The sequence below is a fragment of the Treponema denticola genome (genome assembly GCF_024181645.1).
Classification (GTDB): domain Bacteria; phylum Spirochaetota; class Spirochaetia; order Treponematales; family Treponemataceae; genus Treponema_B; species Treponema_B denticola_A.
Genome location: NZ_CP058624.1, coordinates 1,406,422 through 1,422,761 on the forward strand (window position 1 = coordinate 1,406,422; position 16,340 = coordinate 1,422,761).

Annotated in this window: 13 protein-coding genes and 1 tRNA gene; 4 read left to right on the top strand and 10 right to left on the bottom strand. The window is 37.3% G+C overall.

Going from position 1 to position 16,340, the window contains the following annotated elements; translation table 11 throughout:
• Positions 1-100 precede the first annotated feature (100 nt).
• The 5 genes from HO345_RS06680 to HO345_RS06700 are packed head-to-tail and all read right to left on the bottom strand — an operon-like array spanning position 101 to position 6,443.
• The gene (locus HO345_RS06680) at positions 101-892 is read right to left on the bottom strand and encodes an ABC transporter permease (RefSeq protein WP_253682161.1); all 792 of its coding nucleotides are present in this window, start codon (positions 890-892) and stop codon (positions 101-103) included.
• Positions 889-1,920 carry an ABC transporter ATP-binding protein gene (locus HO345_RS06685; protein ID WP_253682162.1) on the bottom strand — a complete coding sequence of 344 codons (1,032 nt, stop codon included), beginning with the start codon at positions 1,918-1,920 and terminating at the stop codon, positions 889-891. The genes HO345_RS06680 and HO345_RS06685 overlap by 4 nt, the downstream gene beginning before the upstream one ends.
• Positions 1,901-2,689, bottom strand: coding sequence for an ABC transporter permease (locus HO345_RS06690; RefSeq protein ID WP_253682163.1), 789 nt, complete (start codon positions 2,687-2,689; stop codon positions 1,901-1,903). The genes HO345_RS06685 and HO345_RS06690 overlap by 20 nt, the downstream gene beginning before the upstream one ends.
• Positions 2,690-2,748: 59 nt before the next feature.
• A complete protein-coding gene (locus HO345_RS06695) occupies positions 2,749-3,669 on the bottom strand; it encodes a helix-turn-helix transcriptional regulator (protein ID WP_253682164.1) in 921 nt (306 codons plus the stop codon).
• Between the two features lie 44 nt (positions 3,670-3,713).
• Positions 3,714-6,443 (bottom strand): valine--tRNA ligase, encoded by a 2,730-nt coding sequence (locus tag HO345_RS06700; protein WP_253682165.1) that lies wholly within the window; start codon positions 6,441-6,443, stop codon positions 3,714-3,716.
• A gap of 424 nt (positions 6,444-6,867) precedes the next feature.
• Between HO345_RS06700 and HO345_RS06705 the strand changes: the two genes are divergently transcribed.
• A complete protein-coding gene (locus HO345_RS06705; RefSeq protein ID WP_253682166.1) occupies positions 6,868-7,401 on the top strand; it encodes a nitroreductase family protein in 534 nt (177 codons plus the stop codon).
• 84 nt (positions 7,402-7,485) lie between these two features.
• Here HO345_RS06705 and HO345_RS06710 read toward each other — a convergent pair whose 3' ends face one another.
• The gene (locus HO345_RS06710; protein WP_253682167.1) at positions 7,486-8,790 is read right to left on the bottom strand and encodes an NCS2 family permease; all 1,305 of its coding nucleotides are present in this window, start codon (positions 8,788-8,790) and stop codon (positions 7,486-7,488) included.
• A 183-nt stretch (positions 8,791-8,973) separates the two neighbouring features.
• Between HO345_RS06710 and HO345_RS06715 the strand changes: the two genes are divergently transcribed.
• On the top strand, positions 8,974-10,347 hold the full coding sequence (locus HO345_RS06715) for a hypothetical protein (RefSeq protein ID WP_366796665.1): 1,374 nt from the start codon (positions 8,974-8,976) through the stop codon (positions 10,345-10,347).
• On the opposite strand, the gene HO345_RS06720 is transcribed toward HO345_RS06715, so the two are convergent.
• A complete protein-coding gene (locus HO345_RS06720) occupies positions 10,344-11,399 on the bottom strand; it encodes an aldose epimerase family protein (RefSeq protein ID WP_253682169.1) in 1,056 nt (351 codons plus the stop codon). The two genes, HO345_RS06715 and HO345_RS06720, sit on opposite strands and share 4 nt — an antisense overlap.
• A 78-nt stretch (positions 11,400-11,477) precedes the next feature.
• Between HO345_RS06720 and HO345_RS06725 the strand changes: the two genes are divergently transcribed.
• Entirely contained in the window at positions 11,478-12,473 is a 996-nt protein-coding gene (locus HO345_RS06725) for a phosphate/phosphite/phosphonate ABC transporter substrate-binding protein (RefSeq protein ID WP_253682170.1), read from the top strand.
• 64 nt (positions 12,474-12,537) lie between these two features.
• Positions 12,538-12,610: transfer RNA gene (locus HO345_RS06730), tRNA-Met, on the top strand.
• Between the two features lie 69 nt (positions 12,611-12,679).
• Here HO345_RS06730 and rodA read toward each other — a convergent pair.
• From rodA to mreD, 3 genes are read right to left on the bottom strand one after another with little or no spacing between them, the layout of a single operon-like run.
• Complete coding sequence (gene rodA / locus HO345_RS06735; RefSeq protein ID WP_253682171.1) at positions 12,680-13,981, bottom strand: rod shape-determining protein RodA; 1,302 nt, start codon at positions 13,979-13,981, stop codon at positions 12,680-12,682.
• Positions 13,978-15,831: a penicillin-binding protein 2 gene (mrdA, locus tag HO345_RS06740; RefSeq protein ID WP_253682172.1), complete on the bottom strand. Its 1,854-nt coding sequence runs from the start codon at positions 15,829-15,831 to the stop codon at positions 13,978-13,980. Before mrdA ends, rodA begins: the two co-directional genes overlap by 4 nt.
• Positions 15,818-16,336 (bottom strand): rod shape-determining protein MreD, encoded by a 519-nt coding sequence (gene mreD / locus HO345_RS06745; RefSeq protein WP_253682173.1) that lies wholly within the window; start codon positions 16,334-16,336, stop codon positions 15,818-15,820. Before mreD ends, mrdA begins: the two co-directional genes overlap by 14 nt.
• Positions 16,337-16,340 lie beyond the last annotated feature (4 nt).

Consider the following 16,340-nt stretch of genomic DNA (forward strand, 5'->3'; position numbering starts at 1 on the left):
GCGATGTAATTCCATAAGTATCGATTTTATAAAGACTTATGGAATTACTCGTCGGGCACCTCTAAAAATCCAACAAGGTTTTTAGAGGTGCCCATACATACTATCCTCCATAGGCGGAATAGATTTTCATTCCTCTTTTCCATACTATTGTACAGAAAATAGCAAGCAGCGTTATCCAGCCTAAACTTTTACATAAGGAAATAAAAGCGGTACATAGCGGAACATCATCGAGTAAAAGACTTACCGGAATATGAGAAATAAAGGCAAAGGGTAAGTTCTTTAAAAAGGTAAACACCGATTCGGGTAAAAGGACAAGCGGGAAAATAATACCGGCGGAAATATTTTTAAGTACCCGTATCGATGTATAGAGTGAAGAAACACGCGAAAAATAAAAACTATAGAGTGCTATCAAAAAATCGATTAAAAAATTGATGAGATAACCTGCGATCAAAAAGAGCACAAAAAATAAAGCCTTCCATAATGATAGTGTAAACACAAAATATCTTTGCAGCAAAAAATATAAAACCGTAATTGGAACCGCATTCATAACAATGAAAATAAAACGATGAGGTAAATCGGAAGCAAGTTGATACAGTGCATAATTATACGGTTTTATAAGATACTGATTGAGTGTGCCGAGCCTTATATCATCGGAAATTTTAAATACGGAAACCGTTGAAGTAATATTGTAGGTTATCAAAGTCAAAAAGTAATACGATACTATACCGTCTGCTTTAAAAGGCATATCTTTACTTTGATAACTGACGGCAACCCATAACAATACATTAACTGTAAAAGGAAACAGTGAAAATAAAAATCCGGAAATAAAATTAACTCTATATTCCAATTGATTTGCCAAACTTATTTTAAAAACTTTGTAATAGGAGCTCATAGTATGGACTCACTCGATGTATACAATCTTCTGATAACATCTTCCATCGAAATATTTTCAATGGTAATATCGCTTAACTCTTCAATAAAATCATTGGAAATATTTTTTAATATATCCAAACTCACAGTTGAGTCAGCAGAAATTTTAACCGTATCTTCTGCAGTTTTTTCTGCAAAAAAATTACCTTTTTCTTGCAAGGTTTTTATAATTTTATCCGCTTTCAATAATTTTAATTTTAATATAAAATATTTTTTATTTAAAAATTCATTTTTAAAGTTAATAAAAGAATCGGAATATATTTTTTCTCCCTTATTTATTAAAATCAATTCCGTACAAAGGGAAACAATATCGTTAAAATTATGACTTGTCAGTATGAGGCTTGCATGATATTTATTGCAATAATGTTTTAGAAAATCCCTTATATTATATTGCGTAATTATATCAAGCCCTATCGTCGGTTCATCAAGAAAAATAAGTTTCGGTTTGTGAATTAAAGCCGCTATCAATTCCATCTTCATCCTCTCTCCCAAAGACAGCCGCCTCACCTGAACATTTATCTGTTTTTCTACACCGAGTATTTCAATCATTGTGTAAAACGTTTTTTTATAATCGGCATCTTCAACTTCATAAATAGTTTTATTAAGCTCAAAAGAATCAACGGCAGGCAAATCCCACCAGAGCTGACTCTTGTTTCCCATCACCATCGAAATTTGCCGGAGGTACTCTTTTTTCTTTTCAAAAGGATTATGCTGTAAAACGGTAAGGCTTCCTTCCGTCGGCAATATCAAACCGGATAACATTTTAAGTGTTGTCGTTTTCCCTGCACCATTTAAACCGATTAAGCCCGTTATCGAACCTTGAGCAATTTCAAAGGAAAGATTTTTAACCGCAGGTTTATATAGTTTTTTACGTTTAAACAAATTTTTAATACTGCCTTTAAGTCCCGCATCTTTTTGATAATATGCATAGCTTTTGCAGATATTTTCTGCAACAATAATTTTTTTGTTACTAACTGCCCGATCCGACATAACGCCTTACTCCTTTTTTAAAAATAAAATTCGATAATAAAAAAAATATAAAACTTGCCGCAAAAGAATATAGAATATAACTCACAGATAGGTCTTTAACGGCAAACAAAATAGGAAAATTAAAGCATACAAACAGAGGTATGACAAAGATAAGAATTTTTTGAAGCAGCCGCGGATATATCTGCATAGGTTTATTTCCAATGGTAATCAGCTCGGAACCTATGCCCATAACAATATCCATCCGCATAAACCAAAAAGCCAAACTCATCAATATAAACATAATCGAATAAATCAAAAAAAAGCCGTTCAATGAAAGTAAAATATACAGTAATAATTTTAAAGGAGTCATCCGTATATTCAGTTTTATAAAACAATACATCAAACCGGTAATATTTATGATAATATTTTTTATCTGCGGAATATCAAACTCATTAAATGAAATAGTAAAACGCTGATTCAATGGTTTTAATAATATAAAATCCAAGGTGCCGGTATTAATCATTTCGGGCAATCTTTTTAATCCAGGCACTATCAAAAAAGTAAAAACGGAATCCATAAGTCCCCCTTGAAAGGTCAGCATCAACATTCGGTACTTATCCCAGCCGTTTACCGTTTCGGTATGAATAAAAATCGTATCTATAAAAATGAGATACATAAATAGCCATACGAGTTCAAAAGTTCCGCCGCTTATAAAATTGAACTTATATTCCATCAAGTTCATAAGAGAACCTTTAAAATAGGCTTTTAATATTAAAAGATATTTTTTCATCGCACTGTATCCGTCCAAAAATAATCTATACCTAATACATTATCACAGGACGGCGACAGCTATATGTCGTAATTAGATAAAAAAGTTCCAGCGGTTTTTATAAGCTCTTCTTTATAATCTTTTGGAGATACGACGGTTACAGCATCTCCGAAGCTAAGGAGTAAGGCCTTCCACAGCCGTTCTTTTGCAGGAACATGAATATGGGTTTTACATTTTTTAGAAGAAAGTTTTTCGATAACGGAGTCTGGAAAGTACTCTCCGATGAGCGGAATTTCTTTTTCGGAAAAAATGATTTCTATATCGATGCAGGTTTTATAATACGCCAGCTCGGCTTCTTTCATCTTTTGTTGTATATCGCCGTGTTTTATAAATGATCTTTCTTTTGAGAGGACTAGGTTTTGCATCCGAGCAACCTTAAAGGTTCGATACTCTTTTGTTTCTTTAACATATGCAAACAAATACCATGCATACCATTTATAATGAATTGCAAGGGGCTCCGCACAAACATGCGAATTTTTTCCTTCGGAATTGCGGTAATCGAAAACCATATAGTTCTTACCGCCGATAGCTTTTTCCAAAAGCATATTGGAATCTTGCACCTTTTTATTTTCTTTTGTAACGCTAAAATCCCAAAAGACTTTTTGCCCGCCCTCTTTTTCGATAATGGCATTATATTTTTCGATTAAGGAATTGAGTTTGTCATTTGTATATGAAGTTGCAAGACTTTCCAAAGCACTTATAATAATTTGCTGTTCGCTGTTTTTGATGTTGATGTTTTTTATTTTATAATTTTCCAAAACGGCATAGCCGCCATACCTTCCGCCCAAGGTATATACGGGTATACCGGCTTCGGCTATGCTTACCATATCACGCTGAATAGTCCTGACCGACACATCAAAATACTCTGCCAAATATTTTGCGGAAACCTTTTCATGGTTTAATAAGTATATAATTATTTCGAGAATCCGTTCAAGTTTCATTTTCTAAATATGCAAACGACCCTTTCAAAAAATCAAACGGCTATCTACCTCATTCCTTCCAAATAACCTTTTAGTTTTTCGATACGCCTTAAAAACTCGGCGTGTTTTTCTTTTTCTCCTTCGATGACTTCGAGAGGAGCGTTTTTAACGAAGTTTTCGTTTTTGAGTTTAGAATCTATCTTTGAAGCATTTTGTTCATTTTTTTCAAGCTCTTTTTCAAAACGCTTTTTTAATTGATCTATATCTATTGAATCTCCCGTTATCAAAAAAGCCTCAAAGCCCGCTCCTACTACACCGATTGAAGAGGCCGGTTTTTCTTTAAGAGAATCGATAAAGTCTAAACCGGAAAGGCCTGAAAGCATTTCTATTATTTCGGAATTTTCACGGGCAGCTTCCGCAGGAGAGTTTTTCTCGATATAAAGAGAAACCTTAAGCTTTAACTGAGGGTCTATGCCGCATTCGGCCCGTAAGGCTCTAATGTTGCGGACAATTTCCTGCAATGTTCTAAACCGGATAGAAGCAGCCTCATCTATGCGTTCTTTTTTTTCTTCGGGGTAATCGGAAGTCATTAAAATCTTGGCACGGGGCAAGGCGCCTTCAGCACAATTGTCGGGCAGCTTTGAATAAATCTCTTCGGTAACAAAGGCTAAAAACGGATGAAGCAGGCGTAAGGATTCTTCCAAGACGGCAAGGAGAACCGAAGCCGCCCTATCCTTCTCATTTTCGTCCCCGTACTTAAAAGAAAGCTTAGTACCTTCAACATACCAATCACAAAAATTATTCCAAAAGAATTCGTAAACCTTTTGAGCGGCTTCATTATAACGGTAAGAATCGAGGCTTGAGCGAACCGTTTGAGCCGCTTCGTTTAGTTCATGATAAATCCAGCGGTCAAGTTCTTTTAAGCTGTTTTGGCTGCCGTCCCGTCCAACAGGCACAATTGTTCTGCCTGCAAGATTTCCTAAAATATATCGGGAAGCGTTCCAAACCTTGTTTGCAAATTTTGAGCCGAGCTTAAAACTTTCCATGTCGATTAAAAAGTCTTGACTTTGAGAACCGCACATAAATGTAAGAGTGAACTTCATAGCGTCAGCCCCAAATTCTTCGATGGCTACAAGGGGGTCAATACCGTTTCCCAAGCTCTTACTCATCTTGCGGCCTTGTTTATCCCGAACCAAACCGTGAATAAAAATATCTTTAAAAGGAGCCTTGCCCGTAAACTGCAAGGAGGCCATTATCATTCTTGCTACCCAAAAGAAAATTATATCGTGTCCTGTAACAAGGGCCGATGTCGGAAAAAAGTGTGCGAGGTCTTCGGTCTTTTCGGGCCAGCCGAGGGTTGAAAAAGGCCAAAGCCAGCTTGAAAACCAAGTGTCTAAAACATCCTCATCCTGCTTTATGTTTTTTGACTTACAGTAAGGACATTCCGTAATATCCGTGCGGCTTACATTAGTTTTTCCGCAATCGGCACAATACCAAACAGGAATACGATGCCCCCACCAAAGCTGACGGGAAATACACCAGTCGCGGATATTGTTCATCCAGTGAGCATAGGTGTTCTCCCATTTTTGAGGATAAAAAACAACATCGCCTTTTTTCCATGCATCTAAGGCTTTTTGAGCCAATGGCTGCATTTTTACAAACCATTGTTTTGAAACATAGGGCTCTATACTTGTATGACAGCGGTAACAGCAGCCTACTGCGTGCTTTATTTTTTCTTCATTTTTAAAAAGTCCCAGAGCTTCCAAATCTTCGATAACGGCCTTGCGTGCTTTTTCTGTCGAAAGGCCTCGGTACTTTTCGGGAACGGCATCGTTTAAGGTTCCGTCAGGGTTTAAGATATTTAGAACGGGAAGATTATGCCTTTTACCTACCTCCCAGTCATTGGGGTCATGGGCAGGAGTTATCTTTACAACACCTGTTCCAAATTCTTTATCGACATAGGAATCGGCAATTACAGGAATCTTCCTATTTGCGAGAGGCAGAATTACTTCTTTCCCTATGATGGAAGCATAGCGTGGATCTTCGGGATGAACGGCTATGGCGGTATCTCCCAAAAGGGTTTCAGGGCGGGTGGTTGCAATTTCTATTTCTTGTATTTTTTCGCCGGCTTCATTTTGTAAAACTGCCCCGTCTGCCAATTTATAATAAATATGGTACATGCCGCCCTTTCGGTCTTCATGTTCAACCTCATCATCCGAAATTGCCGTACCGCATGAAGGGCACCAGTTTACAAGATAATTTCCCTGATAAATTAGACCCTGTTCATATAAAGAAACAAAGACCTCCCTTACAGCTTGAGAAAGCCCCTCATCTAAGGTAAAGCGTTCCCTATCCCAATCGACCGAAACTCCCATTTTGCGGAGCTGCTTTGTTATAATCGAGTGATGTTCATTTTTAACTTCCCATACCTTTTCGATAAAAGCTTCCCGTCCGAGATCGCGGCGGTTTTTGCCTTCTGCCTTCAGTTTTTTTTCTACAACGGATTGAGTGGCAATACCTGCATGATCGGTTCCGGGAATCCAGAGGGTTTCGTCCCCTTTCATACGGTGATAGCGGACAATTACATCCTGCAAAGTTTCATCGAGGGCATGGCCTACATGGAGAACACCCGTAACATTGGGCGGAGGAATAACGACAGTAAAGGTATTTTTTGTGTTTTTCTTTTTTATCGGGCTAAAGCACCTATTGGCTTCCCAAAAGGAATAAATACGCTCTTCAAATTCTTTGGGATTATAAGATTTTTCCAATTCAATCGCCTGCAATTTTTCGCTCATTGTTTTCTCCAATCGTTTTAAAATACGAGGAAAGATTATAATATGAAAAGGCCAAGTTTTCAAGTGGGACAGATTAGGGGAAGGGAGGAACCCCCGTTCCCTTACGGGCTTTTCAAGTCAGAGCAGGGGTTACCTCCCTTCCCCTATGACCCCATCCCTCTTTACCTCGAAGCTCCGCTGGTTGTACTCGCGCTGCTTAGGGCTCTGCCCTAAGAACCCGTAAGTTATGGCAAATTTACAATAAACTCTTTAGTTGAGATAAAAACAAAGGAAGAGGTTTAAATCAAAGTTTGGGAAATTCATTAAAATTAACGCAACCTATAATATAATACAATTATCAAGCCCTTAAGTCAGGTCTGTATATTGAAAAAATTTAATAATCCCGACGATTGACTTTATTTTACGATTATTACATAATAGCAATATGAATTTTAATGTTTTTTTATCGCTTATGAAAAAAAGGCAAAGCTGCAGGAGCTTTGATTATTCTAAACCTGTTTCAAAAGAGGACTTGATTTCTATTTTGGAGGCAGGACGGCTTTCACCCTCGGCCTGTAATTCTCAACCCTACGAGGTTTTCGTTGCTCAAGGCGAAAAGGCCAAGATAATTGCAGATGCTAAGATGGGTTCCTTTAACAATTTCATTGATGACTGTAATACTTTTTTGATAATAGCCGAAGACAATTACAGCCTGCCTGCAAAGATAGGTTCACTGATAAAGAAGGTCGACTTTAAGGCCATAGATATAGGCATCTTAACGGCCAACATTGTAAATGCAGCATCAGCCCTAAATTTGGAAACCTGCATCCTCGGTGTCTTTGACGAAAAACGAATCCAAAAGCTCATAGAGCGAAAAAAGAGAATCCGCCTCGTCATAGCTCTGGGTTATCCTAAAGAAGGTTACCCTTTGAGGGAAAAGACAAGAAAAGACTTTGACGATAATATACACTTTTTATAATTAGGAGAAAAGGTTATAACCAATAACAAAGGGCAGCTCTACCAAAAATTAATGAGCGGCCCTTAAAAAACATATCAGGTATTGTTAAAATTTAACAAAAAATCTTAACATAAAAATCACAAAAAGTATCCATGTGACAACAGGGATTTCCTTGAATTTTCCTTTAATACATTTTAAGATAACATAGGCCAAAACACCGTATACGATACCTTCGGCAACACTGTAGGTAAAGGGCATCATAATCATTGTCAAGAATGCGGGGATACCCTCTGTAGGATCCTTATAGTTTATTTCGCCGGCTTGGGTCATCATCAAAAAGCCTACTATTATTAAGGCAGGAGCAGTGGCCGCTGCAGGAATCAATAAGAAAATCGGAGAAAACAGCAAGGCAATGATAAACATACCGGCTGTAACCACAGATGTTAAACCGGTTCTTCCTCCGGCTGCAACACCGGCTGTACTTTCTACATAACTTGTTACCGTTGAGGTTCCGAGGGCGGCACCAACCACTGTTCCGATAGCGTCCGATAAAAAGGCCTGCTTAATCTTGGGAATATTTCCATCTTTATCTACAAGGTTTGCCTGAGTTGCAACACCTACGAGGGTTCCGACCGTATCAAAAATATCGACAAAGAGGAATGAAACAAATACAATAAAAAACTTAAAAGAAAGAACATTTGAAAAGTCAAAATTAAGTACGGCAGGTGCCGAGGGGAGACTTATAGGAGACCAGCCTTCCCAGCCTCCGAATGGAACCGTAATCTTTAAGGGAATACCTATGATGGTTGTAATTAAAATACCTATTAAGATTGCTCCCGGTACCCTTAAAATAAAAAGAGCACAGGTTATAATTAAACCGATAAGGGCTAAAACGGCAGGAGAACCCCAAGTGAATTCTCCGAGTCCTACGAGGGTCGCAGGATTATCGACAATTATGCCCGAATTCTGAAAAGCGATAAAGGTAATAAAGATACCGATACCTGCGGCTACAGCTTTTTTAAGATTAAGAGGTATGGATTTTACGATAGCTTCACGGACATTTACAGCTGAAAGCAAAATAAAAAGAACGCCTTCTAAAAATACGGCCGTTAATGCCGTAGACGGGGAATAACCTAAACCTATAACAACGCTATACGTAAAAAAAGCATTTAATCCCATTCCTGACGCAAGGGCAACAGGAAGGTTAGCCAAAAGGCCCATAGCGAGGGTTGCAATAGCGGCGGACAGAGCGGTTGCAGTAAAAACGGCACCTCTATCCATTCCGGCCTCACTTAAAATGCCGGGATTTACAGCCAAAATATAAGCCATTGCCAAAAAGGTAGTAATACCCGCAATAACTTCGGTGCGCACAGTAGTATTGTGCTCTTTAATTTTAAAAAATCTTTCCATAACCAAGAAATTCTCCTTGCCGCATTTTAACATAATTTTTTATTTACAGCAATAGATAATTTTTAGATAATTTTAAATAAAAATCAAATTTCCACTTAAAAAATTAGTATTTAATACAAAAAAAAACTATATATAAGTATGAAGACACAAAATATTTTTATTAAATCCCTTAGGATTTGCTCAATGATGGTGCTATGCAGCATCTTTTTAAATGCGGAAATACCTGTAGAAAAAGCAAATTTTTCTCTTACACAGAGTATTGATCTTAACCTTAACTATAACCTGAACGCGGAAGCAAAAAATCCTTTTTTTGAGCTTTATGCGGAAGCAAAAATACGGGAACACCGGCCTAGATTTGCTCTTATACCGCAAGGTTTTAGCTTAAAATTCAGTCCCCTCCTATACAAGGAGAAGAAACAGCTTTATCCTGCCCTCTCATTTTTTTATGGGGGAATTACAAAATCAAGCTTTTTAAACCTGATGTTTTTTAAGGAAAATTTTGAAAAAAAGCCCTTTTATAAAGGGATCGGCTTTGCACCTAAGTATTTAATAGGTATCTCAAAATCAAAATTCGATGCTGACTTAGGAGCCGAATTTGCAATAAAAAATTTTAATTTGGTCTTTTTTTCCGAGCAAAGGCCGAAAGAACTATGGCCGGACATTTCTTTTTGTACTGTTTATAAAAAAGAAAATGAAACCGCATTGTTCAATATGAGCTTTCTTTCTTCTTTAACAAATTCCGCCTACTCGCAATTTAATCTAAAAGCACCTGCTTATGATCAATTTTATTCGGGAGAATTTATATTGGCCGAAAAGGGAACGGTATCTTCCGTATTTTTACTCTCAGGCGGAATAAAAATTCCTTATGAAAAAACATCGGTAACCGGTAAATCCGATTTGAACTTTTTAGGTAAGGCCGAGTACAATTTTCAGAGCGAGTATTTTGAGGCTAATGCCGGAACTATGTTTGAAAATAACGGAACTTTAAAAGCTTTTTTTCAACCTAAAATTTCAGTTGATGCTTTCGATCTGGGCTTCTCGTATAATTTTTTACGAAAACATATTAATCTTAAAAAGAAAAAACTCTCCAAAAATTTTCATTCGGGAGGAATGGGCTTAGGTCTTAGCTTCACAAAATGTAAATTTACCGGAGAAGTTTATTATAATGACGCTTCATGGGATCTTAAAGGACAAATAAAAATTCCAACCAAACTTTTTACCAATACCCTATTTTCAATAAAAGGAAATACAAAATTGGAAGAAAAATCCAAAAATCCCTTTATAGTAAAAAACTATTCTTTTTTATCGGATATTAAAATAAAATTTAATAAGAGTTTCAATCTAAATCTTTCAGCTTCTTTTATGCAAAAAAATAAAACGGTAAAAATAAATAAAACCCCATATATAGTTTGGGAAAAAGGAGTTTTTAACTTTTCCGCTCAGGCAGAATTTATAAAAAAGACAAAGCTGACATCAAATTCTTTTAAGGGAGAAATAATATTGGAAACCGCCAAGCCTTTTATAAAAGGAAGCCTTGCATATAAAATAAGTTTTTAAAATGCAAAGTGCCAAAGAGTCTCGCGTTCATAAACTTCACCCGGCTTAATTACGGTATTGGGGAAATGGGGCTGATGTAACGAATCCGGGAAGGCTTGACTTTCAAGACAAAGGCCTGCAAATTTATTGTAGACATCTCCGTTTTTGCCTAATTCGTTGTTAAGAAAACCGCCCGTATACATTATAAGAGCAGGTTGGGTTGAGTAGACTGTTAATATCCTCTTGGTAACGGGCTCTTTTACTATTGCAGCCAAGGTTTTATGGTCGCTGACTTCTTTTTTTATAACCCAGCTGTTATCAAAACTTCCGCCTATTTCTTGTACGCCCTCGCTCAAAAGCCGCGGTTTTCTAAAATCATAGCCCGTATTTTCTACCTTTAAAAATTTACCCGTCGGAATAAGCTCTTGATTAGTTTCAAGATATTGCTCGGAAAATATTTGAACTTCATGATTTAATACCGAAACATAGGAACCGTTAGACTGCATTCCGGCCGGATTTAAATTAAAATAGCTGTGATTTGTAAAATTAACCGGTGTCGTTTTATCGGACACGGCCTTATATCTTATAATAATCTCATTATCCGGCGTAAGAGAATAGCTTACTTCAATTTTTAAATTTCCGGGGAAGCCCTGCTCTCCATCGGGAGAAGTACGCGAAAAAACGACACCCGCCTCTTGCCTGTTTTTAAAGGTCTTTGCCTCATACAAGACTTTATCGTAAAAAGGATAACCTCCATGAAGACAGTGTTTCCCGCCGTCATTGGGCGTTAAAAGATATTGCTGATTCCCTAAAGTAAATTCCGCATTTGAAATTCTGCCTGCATATCTGCCTATAAAAGAGCCGAAATGCGGAAAATTATTTATATAGCCGATAAAGCTCGAATATCCTAAAACAACATCGTCAAAGCCGCCGTTTTTTGAAGGTAAAAGAATTCCCGTAATACAGCATCCGTAATTAGTACAACAGAGTATCATCTTACCGTTAAAAATCGTAAATAGTAAGGCCTTATTTCCGTTTGAAAAAGTTCCGAATTCGGTCGTTGTTATCTTCAAAATCAATTCCTCCCAATATTTATAATTAAGTATAGCATATTATTGCATTATATGATAGAATGCGGCCCGGAGAATTTTATGAAACACAAAATTATATTATTTTTGGCAGCTATCTGCCTCCTTTTCGGTTGCACTAAAAACGAAACAAAAAAACCGGTTACCATGGTATTTTTACCGAATGAATCAAGCGATGCCATGAAAGATGCCCGGCAAGCTTTTATGGAAATAATAAGCGAAGCTGTAGGCCGTCCCGTTGAAATCAAAACGACAACGGATTATAACATAGCCTTAGAAGCAATTATATCCGGAAATGCAGACATGGCTTATATCGGAGCCGAGGGTTATATAAATGCCCATAAAAGAAATCCGGCCATTGTACCGGTAGTAACCAATTCAGGGCCCAGCGGTACATTGGAAGACGCTTTGTATTATAGTTTTATAGCAGTAAGAACGGAAGATGCAGCTCAATATAAAGATGGAGCCGGCTATGACTTGAACCGCTTAAAAGGAAAAAGCATTTCATTTGTTTCTACAAGCTCTACATCGGGCTTTGTAATTCCTGCGACCCTGCTCGTAAAAAAATTCGGCACAAACAGTACCGATGAACTTATTCAAGGAAATTCCGTTTTTTCTAAGGTGCTATTTGCAGGTTCCCATCAAGGCTCTCAGGTTAATCTATTTAGAAAGGATGCAGATGCCGCAGCCTTTGCAATTCCTCAAACAATAGGCGTCTATGATTTAATTGAAGGAGAAGCCTATCAGACAGGAGCCGCTTACAAGGTTGTAGAAGGAGCTATAGAACCCTTTGACAAATTTCCCGGAAGCGAAATTACCATAATCCAATCGATTCCGGTTTTAAACGCTCCAATAGTAATGAATACAAAGACCCTGACCCCCGAAGAACAGGAAAAAATACAGGAAGCCCTTACCTCCGAAAAAACGGCAAATAATCCCGGTATTTTTAAAATAAAAGACTCCGAGAAAAAAGGGATGTATCCCAAATACACGGAAAAAACAAAACTAGTTAAAACCACAGATGCTTGGTACGATAAAATCAGAAATTTAACAAAATAAGTTTGAGAAAGTTTGTAGAAAGGCTTGACATAATGCTGCTTATATGCTATACTCTTCCCCACATCGCAGGGTAGAGCAGTTGGCAGCTCGTCGGGCTCATAACCCGGAGGTCGGAGGTTCGAGTCCTCTCCCTGCTAATCTTTTTTAAAGGCACTCAAACGAGTGCCTTTTTTTAAATTTACTAAAAGATAGAGAACTTAGCACTTTTACAACTGCCGCAAATTTATTCCTATAACAACACCGACGGAAATCATAGCCGTCCAAAGGGAAGAACCGCCGTAAGATAAAAACAAGAGAGGGATGCCTGTGATGGGCATTATCCCCATTACCATACCTACATTTACAAAAAAATGGAAAAAGAACATTGCCAAAATACCGGAAACAATGAGCTTGCCAAAAAGATCATCACATCGCTTAATTGAAAGGAAAAATCTAAAAAAAACTATGCTGTAAAGAAAAAAAACAAAAATGCCGCCTAAAAAACCCCATTCTTCAGATAAAATACTGAAAATAAAATCCGTGCTTTGTTCAGGTAAGTATCGGTAATGGCTTTGAGTTCCCATAAGATAACCGCGTCCCGTTAAGCCGCCTGAACCGATAGCTGTAATTGACTGAATTATATTCCAGCCGTGTTTTAAGGGGTCTACTTCAGGATCCAAAAAGATAATTAAACGCATCATCTGATATTCTTTTAAAGCCCTCACCCCGACTATAGAACCTGCAAATGCTACAGTAACCAGCGAAAGAACATAGGCAATCCAATAATAATATCTTCTTTTTAGTAAAACATTACCTATCATTGCAATGACAGTTGAAATACCCATCGCAAACAGGATAATAATGGAAACTTGAGAATTTTTTAAAATATTTGTCATTATATGACTTGTCTTTAAAATAACTTCTTCCCAAAGAGGCATCAAAGTAAAAACAATAGTTAAAACCCCTAAGAAAAATACATAGAGGATAAAGCGAAGCGGAATACCGGCAATAAAACACATTATCAAAAAAATCGGAATATATACGCTTGCTGTTCCAAGGTCGGGCTGTTTTAAAATAAGGGCAACAGGAACAATCATTATCGCCATCGCCTTTATAAATCGCTTTAGAGATTCTTCCTTTTGTGATTTATCCAAATAATAGGCTAAAAAAAGAATAAAAATAAGTTTTATAAATTCCGAAGGCTGAATACCTAGATTATTTACGCCTATCCAGCTCCTTGCATTATGCCTGACAGTTCCAAAAATGCCGGTATATAGCAGCAAAATCATTCCTACCAAATAAATTAAAAATGTTCTATCCTTTATCCGCCTGTAATCGTAAATGCAGGAAAGCAAGAGCAAAACGATACCGGTACAAACCCATAAAATCTGCTTAACATACTCCTTAGAAACAAGCTCCCCGGCAGAATTTATTCCTGAAGAATAAATAAAAAGTATTCCGATAAACGACAAAAGAACAACGGCCAAAAATAATAGATAATCAAAGTTTGTAATTTTGCGTATGTTCATTCGCTTCTCCTTATAACCGCAGGAAGCTGCCTAAAGCCGAGATAGTCTATAGTTTCATCATAGGTTTGATTTGCAAGTGTTCCGTGCAATATTATATTGGCAGCATAAGGAGCCCACCATTCCCACTCGTTTACAGCCTCTACAATGATGCAGACAACAACCATATCTTTAGTAGGTGCATCATAGGGACCGTAAGCTACCATCCATGAATGCCACCTATCCTGTAAACCGACTTCAGCCGTTCCCGTTTTACCTGCAAAACGGAACATGGGATTTTTCATAGGATATCGGGCTTCTCCCTGTATCGTAACAAGATTCATAGCCTGCCTGACTTGTTGAAAAATCTCTTGTCCGATATTTTCTTTATGCAGAATTTCAGGTTGAACGGTTTTTATAACCTCTCCGCTTGAAGGATCCCTTATTTCTTTTAAAAGATGAGGCTTATAGATTACACCATTGTTTATAACCATACAAGCCATATTGGCTACCTGAAGCGGAGAAGCAAGAGTAAATCCTTGACCTATAGACATATTCATTGTATCTCCGTTAAGCCATTTTTCATGGTATCGGCGCTCTTTCCATTTAGGCGATGGAAGCACTCCATTAATTTCATTAGGTAAATCTATCTCAGTCGATTGACCTAAGCCGAAACGCTTTGCATAGTCTACAATTTTTTCGATACCCAAATAATCGCGGCAAACAGTCCAATAATAAACGTCGCATGATTTTGCCAGAGCCTCGTTTAAGGCCAATTTTCCGTGGCCCGGCTTTCTTATATGACAACGGAATACACGGTTTCCGTATTCAATTTCTCCCAAACAAGGAACCGTTGTTTCAGGCGGAAAGGCTTTTTCGTTTAAAATTGCAGTATTCATTATAACTTTAAAAGTAGAAGCAGGCGGATAATTAGCCCCTATCGCCCTGTTCAAAAGAGGATTATTGGGATTTTCAAACAATTCTTTTGCAAGAGAGCTTGAAATTTCCTTACCGAAAATATTTTGATCAAAAAAAGGATAGGAAACCATTGCCAGGACCTCGCCTGTTGTAGGTTTTAATACGATGGCAGCTCCTATTCTGGGGCCCAAAGCATCTTCGGCCAGTTTTTGAATTCGTTTGTCGATAGTAAGAACAAGGTTATTTCCCATCTTAGGCGGTGTTACAACTGTGGTGTTTTCTATGTATCTGCCCTTGGCATCTACAGTCCGGTATTCCACCCCATCGGTTCCGCGTAAAATTTCGTCATATTGTTTTTCGATTCCGGCCTTACCTATTATGCTGTTTGATGTATATCCCTTATTATAAAAGCGGGTCAATTCGTCCGTAGTTATATCGCCTACATAGCCTATTATGTGAGAAAAAGAGCGGGTATCTACATAGTTTCTGACAGGTTTTGAGTGCCACGAAACCCCCGGAAGAGAATCGATGCTTTCTGCCACTTGCACAATCGTAGAATAATCGACGTTGGATTTGATTTGTATCGATCTAAAATCCCTTCTAACACTTACCGGCAATTTTTTTTCTATCTGTGAAACAGGAATTTTTAAGATTGAACTTAATCTGTTTATTACGGTATCGAATTCTTGACGAGGAACTTCGCCCGGAACAATATCAACAGCGAAGGAGTCGATGTTTAAAACCATCGGCGTATTTGCTTCTCTATCAAATATCTCGCCTCTTTGAGCCGGTATAAGAGTTGTCCGCTTTGAAATATTTTGGGACTTTTGCTTAAACTGATCTCCGTGAATGATCTGCATTGAAAACAGTTTATAAGTATAAGCTATCAAAATAAAAAAAACGAAGATCGAAAATAACCTAAGCCGTGAATTTAAACTCTCTTCAGTATTTTTCATATTGTACTATACTCCTCGATATAAAGGCTTGAGGAAAAAGATTAAAAAATAAAAATACAAAGGGAGTAAAAAAAATATTTACCGCAGCCTCTATGGCAAAGTTTATCGAAAAAATGTTATAGGTATGAATATTTTGCCCAAAAAGTATTTTTAAAACAAACAAAAGTAATACCTTAAATACAAAGCCTAAACCGCCTAAAATACAAGGGAAAATTACCTTGTTTAAATTATAAATACCGTAAAATTTTCCTACAAGGTAACCTATTAAAGTAAAAATAAAGGAATGTAACCCTATGGGAGCCGCCGACAAAAAATCGGCTAAAAGGCCTGCAATAAAACCACAAATCAAACCTGTAAGAGAACCGTTTGAAATTGCAATATAAATAACGGTAAGCAAAACCAAATCGGGCAATACGGTAAAAAAAGATATATGAGAAAAAATAGCTGTTTGAAGTAAGGTTATAAAAAAAACGCTTAAAGAAGTCCACAAAATAACTTTTTTCAATTTA

Bases quoted from the DNA above. Each gene is read 5' to 3' on its own strand.
- HO345_RS06680 (WP_253682161.1), bottom strand. From the start codon at position 892: ATGAGCTCCTATTACAAAGTTTTTAAAATAAGTTTGGCAAATCAATTG.
- HO345_RS06685 (WP_253682162.1), bottom strand. From the start codon at position 1,920: ATGTCGGATCGGGCAGTTAGTAACAAAAAAATTATTGTTGCAGAAAAT.
- HO345_RS06690 (WP_253682163.1), bottom strand. From the start codon at position 2,689: ATGAAAAAATATCTTTTAATATTAAAAGCCTATTTTAAAGGTTCTCTT.
- HO345_RS06695 (WP_253682164.1), bottom strand. From the start codon at position 3,669: ATGAAACTTGAACGGATTCTCGAAATAATTATATACTTATTAAACCAT.
- HO345_RS06700 (WP_253682165.1), bottom strand. From the start codon at position 6,443: ATGAGCGAAAAATTGCAGGCGATTGAATTGGAAAAATCTTATAATCCC.
- HO345_RS06705 (WP_253682166.1), top strand. From the start codon at position 6,868: ATGAATTTTAATGTTTTTTTATCGCTTATGAAAAAAAGGCAAAGCTGC.
- HO345_RS06710 (WP_253682167.1), bottom strand. From the start codon at position 8,790: ATGGAAAGATTTTTTAAAATTAAAGAGCACAATACTACTGTGCGCACC.
- HO345_RS06715 (WP_366796665.1), top strand. From the start codon at position 8,974: ATGATGGTGCTATGCAGCATCTTTTTAAATGCGGAAATACCTGTAGAA.
- HO345_RS06725 (WP_253682170.1), top strand. From the start codon at position 11,478: ATGAAACACAAAATTATATTATTTTTGGCAGCTATCTGCCTCCTTTTC.
- rodA (WP_253682171.1), bottom strand. From the start codon at position 13,981: ATGAACATACGCAAAATTACAAACTTTGATTATCTATTATTTTTGGCC.
- mrdA (WP_253682172.1), bottom strand. From the start codon at position 15,831: ATGAAAAATACTGAAGAGAGTTTAAATTCACGGCTTAGGTTATTTTCG.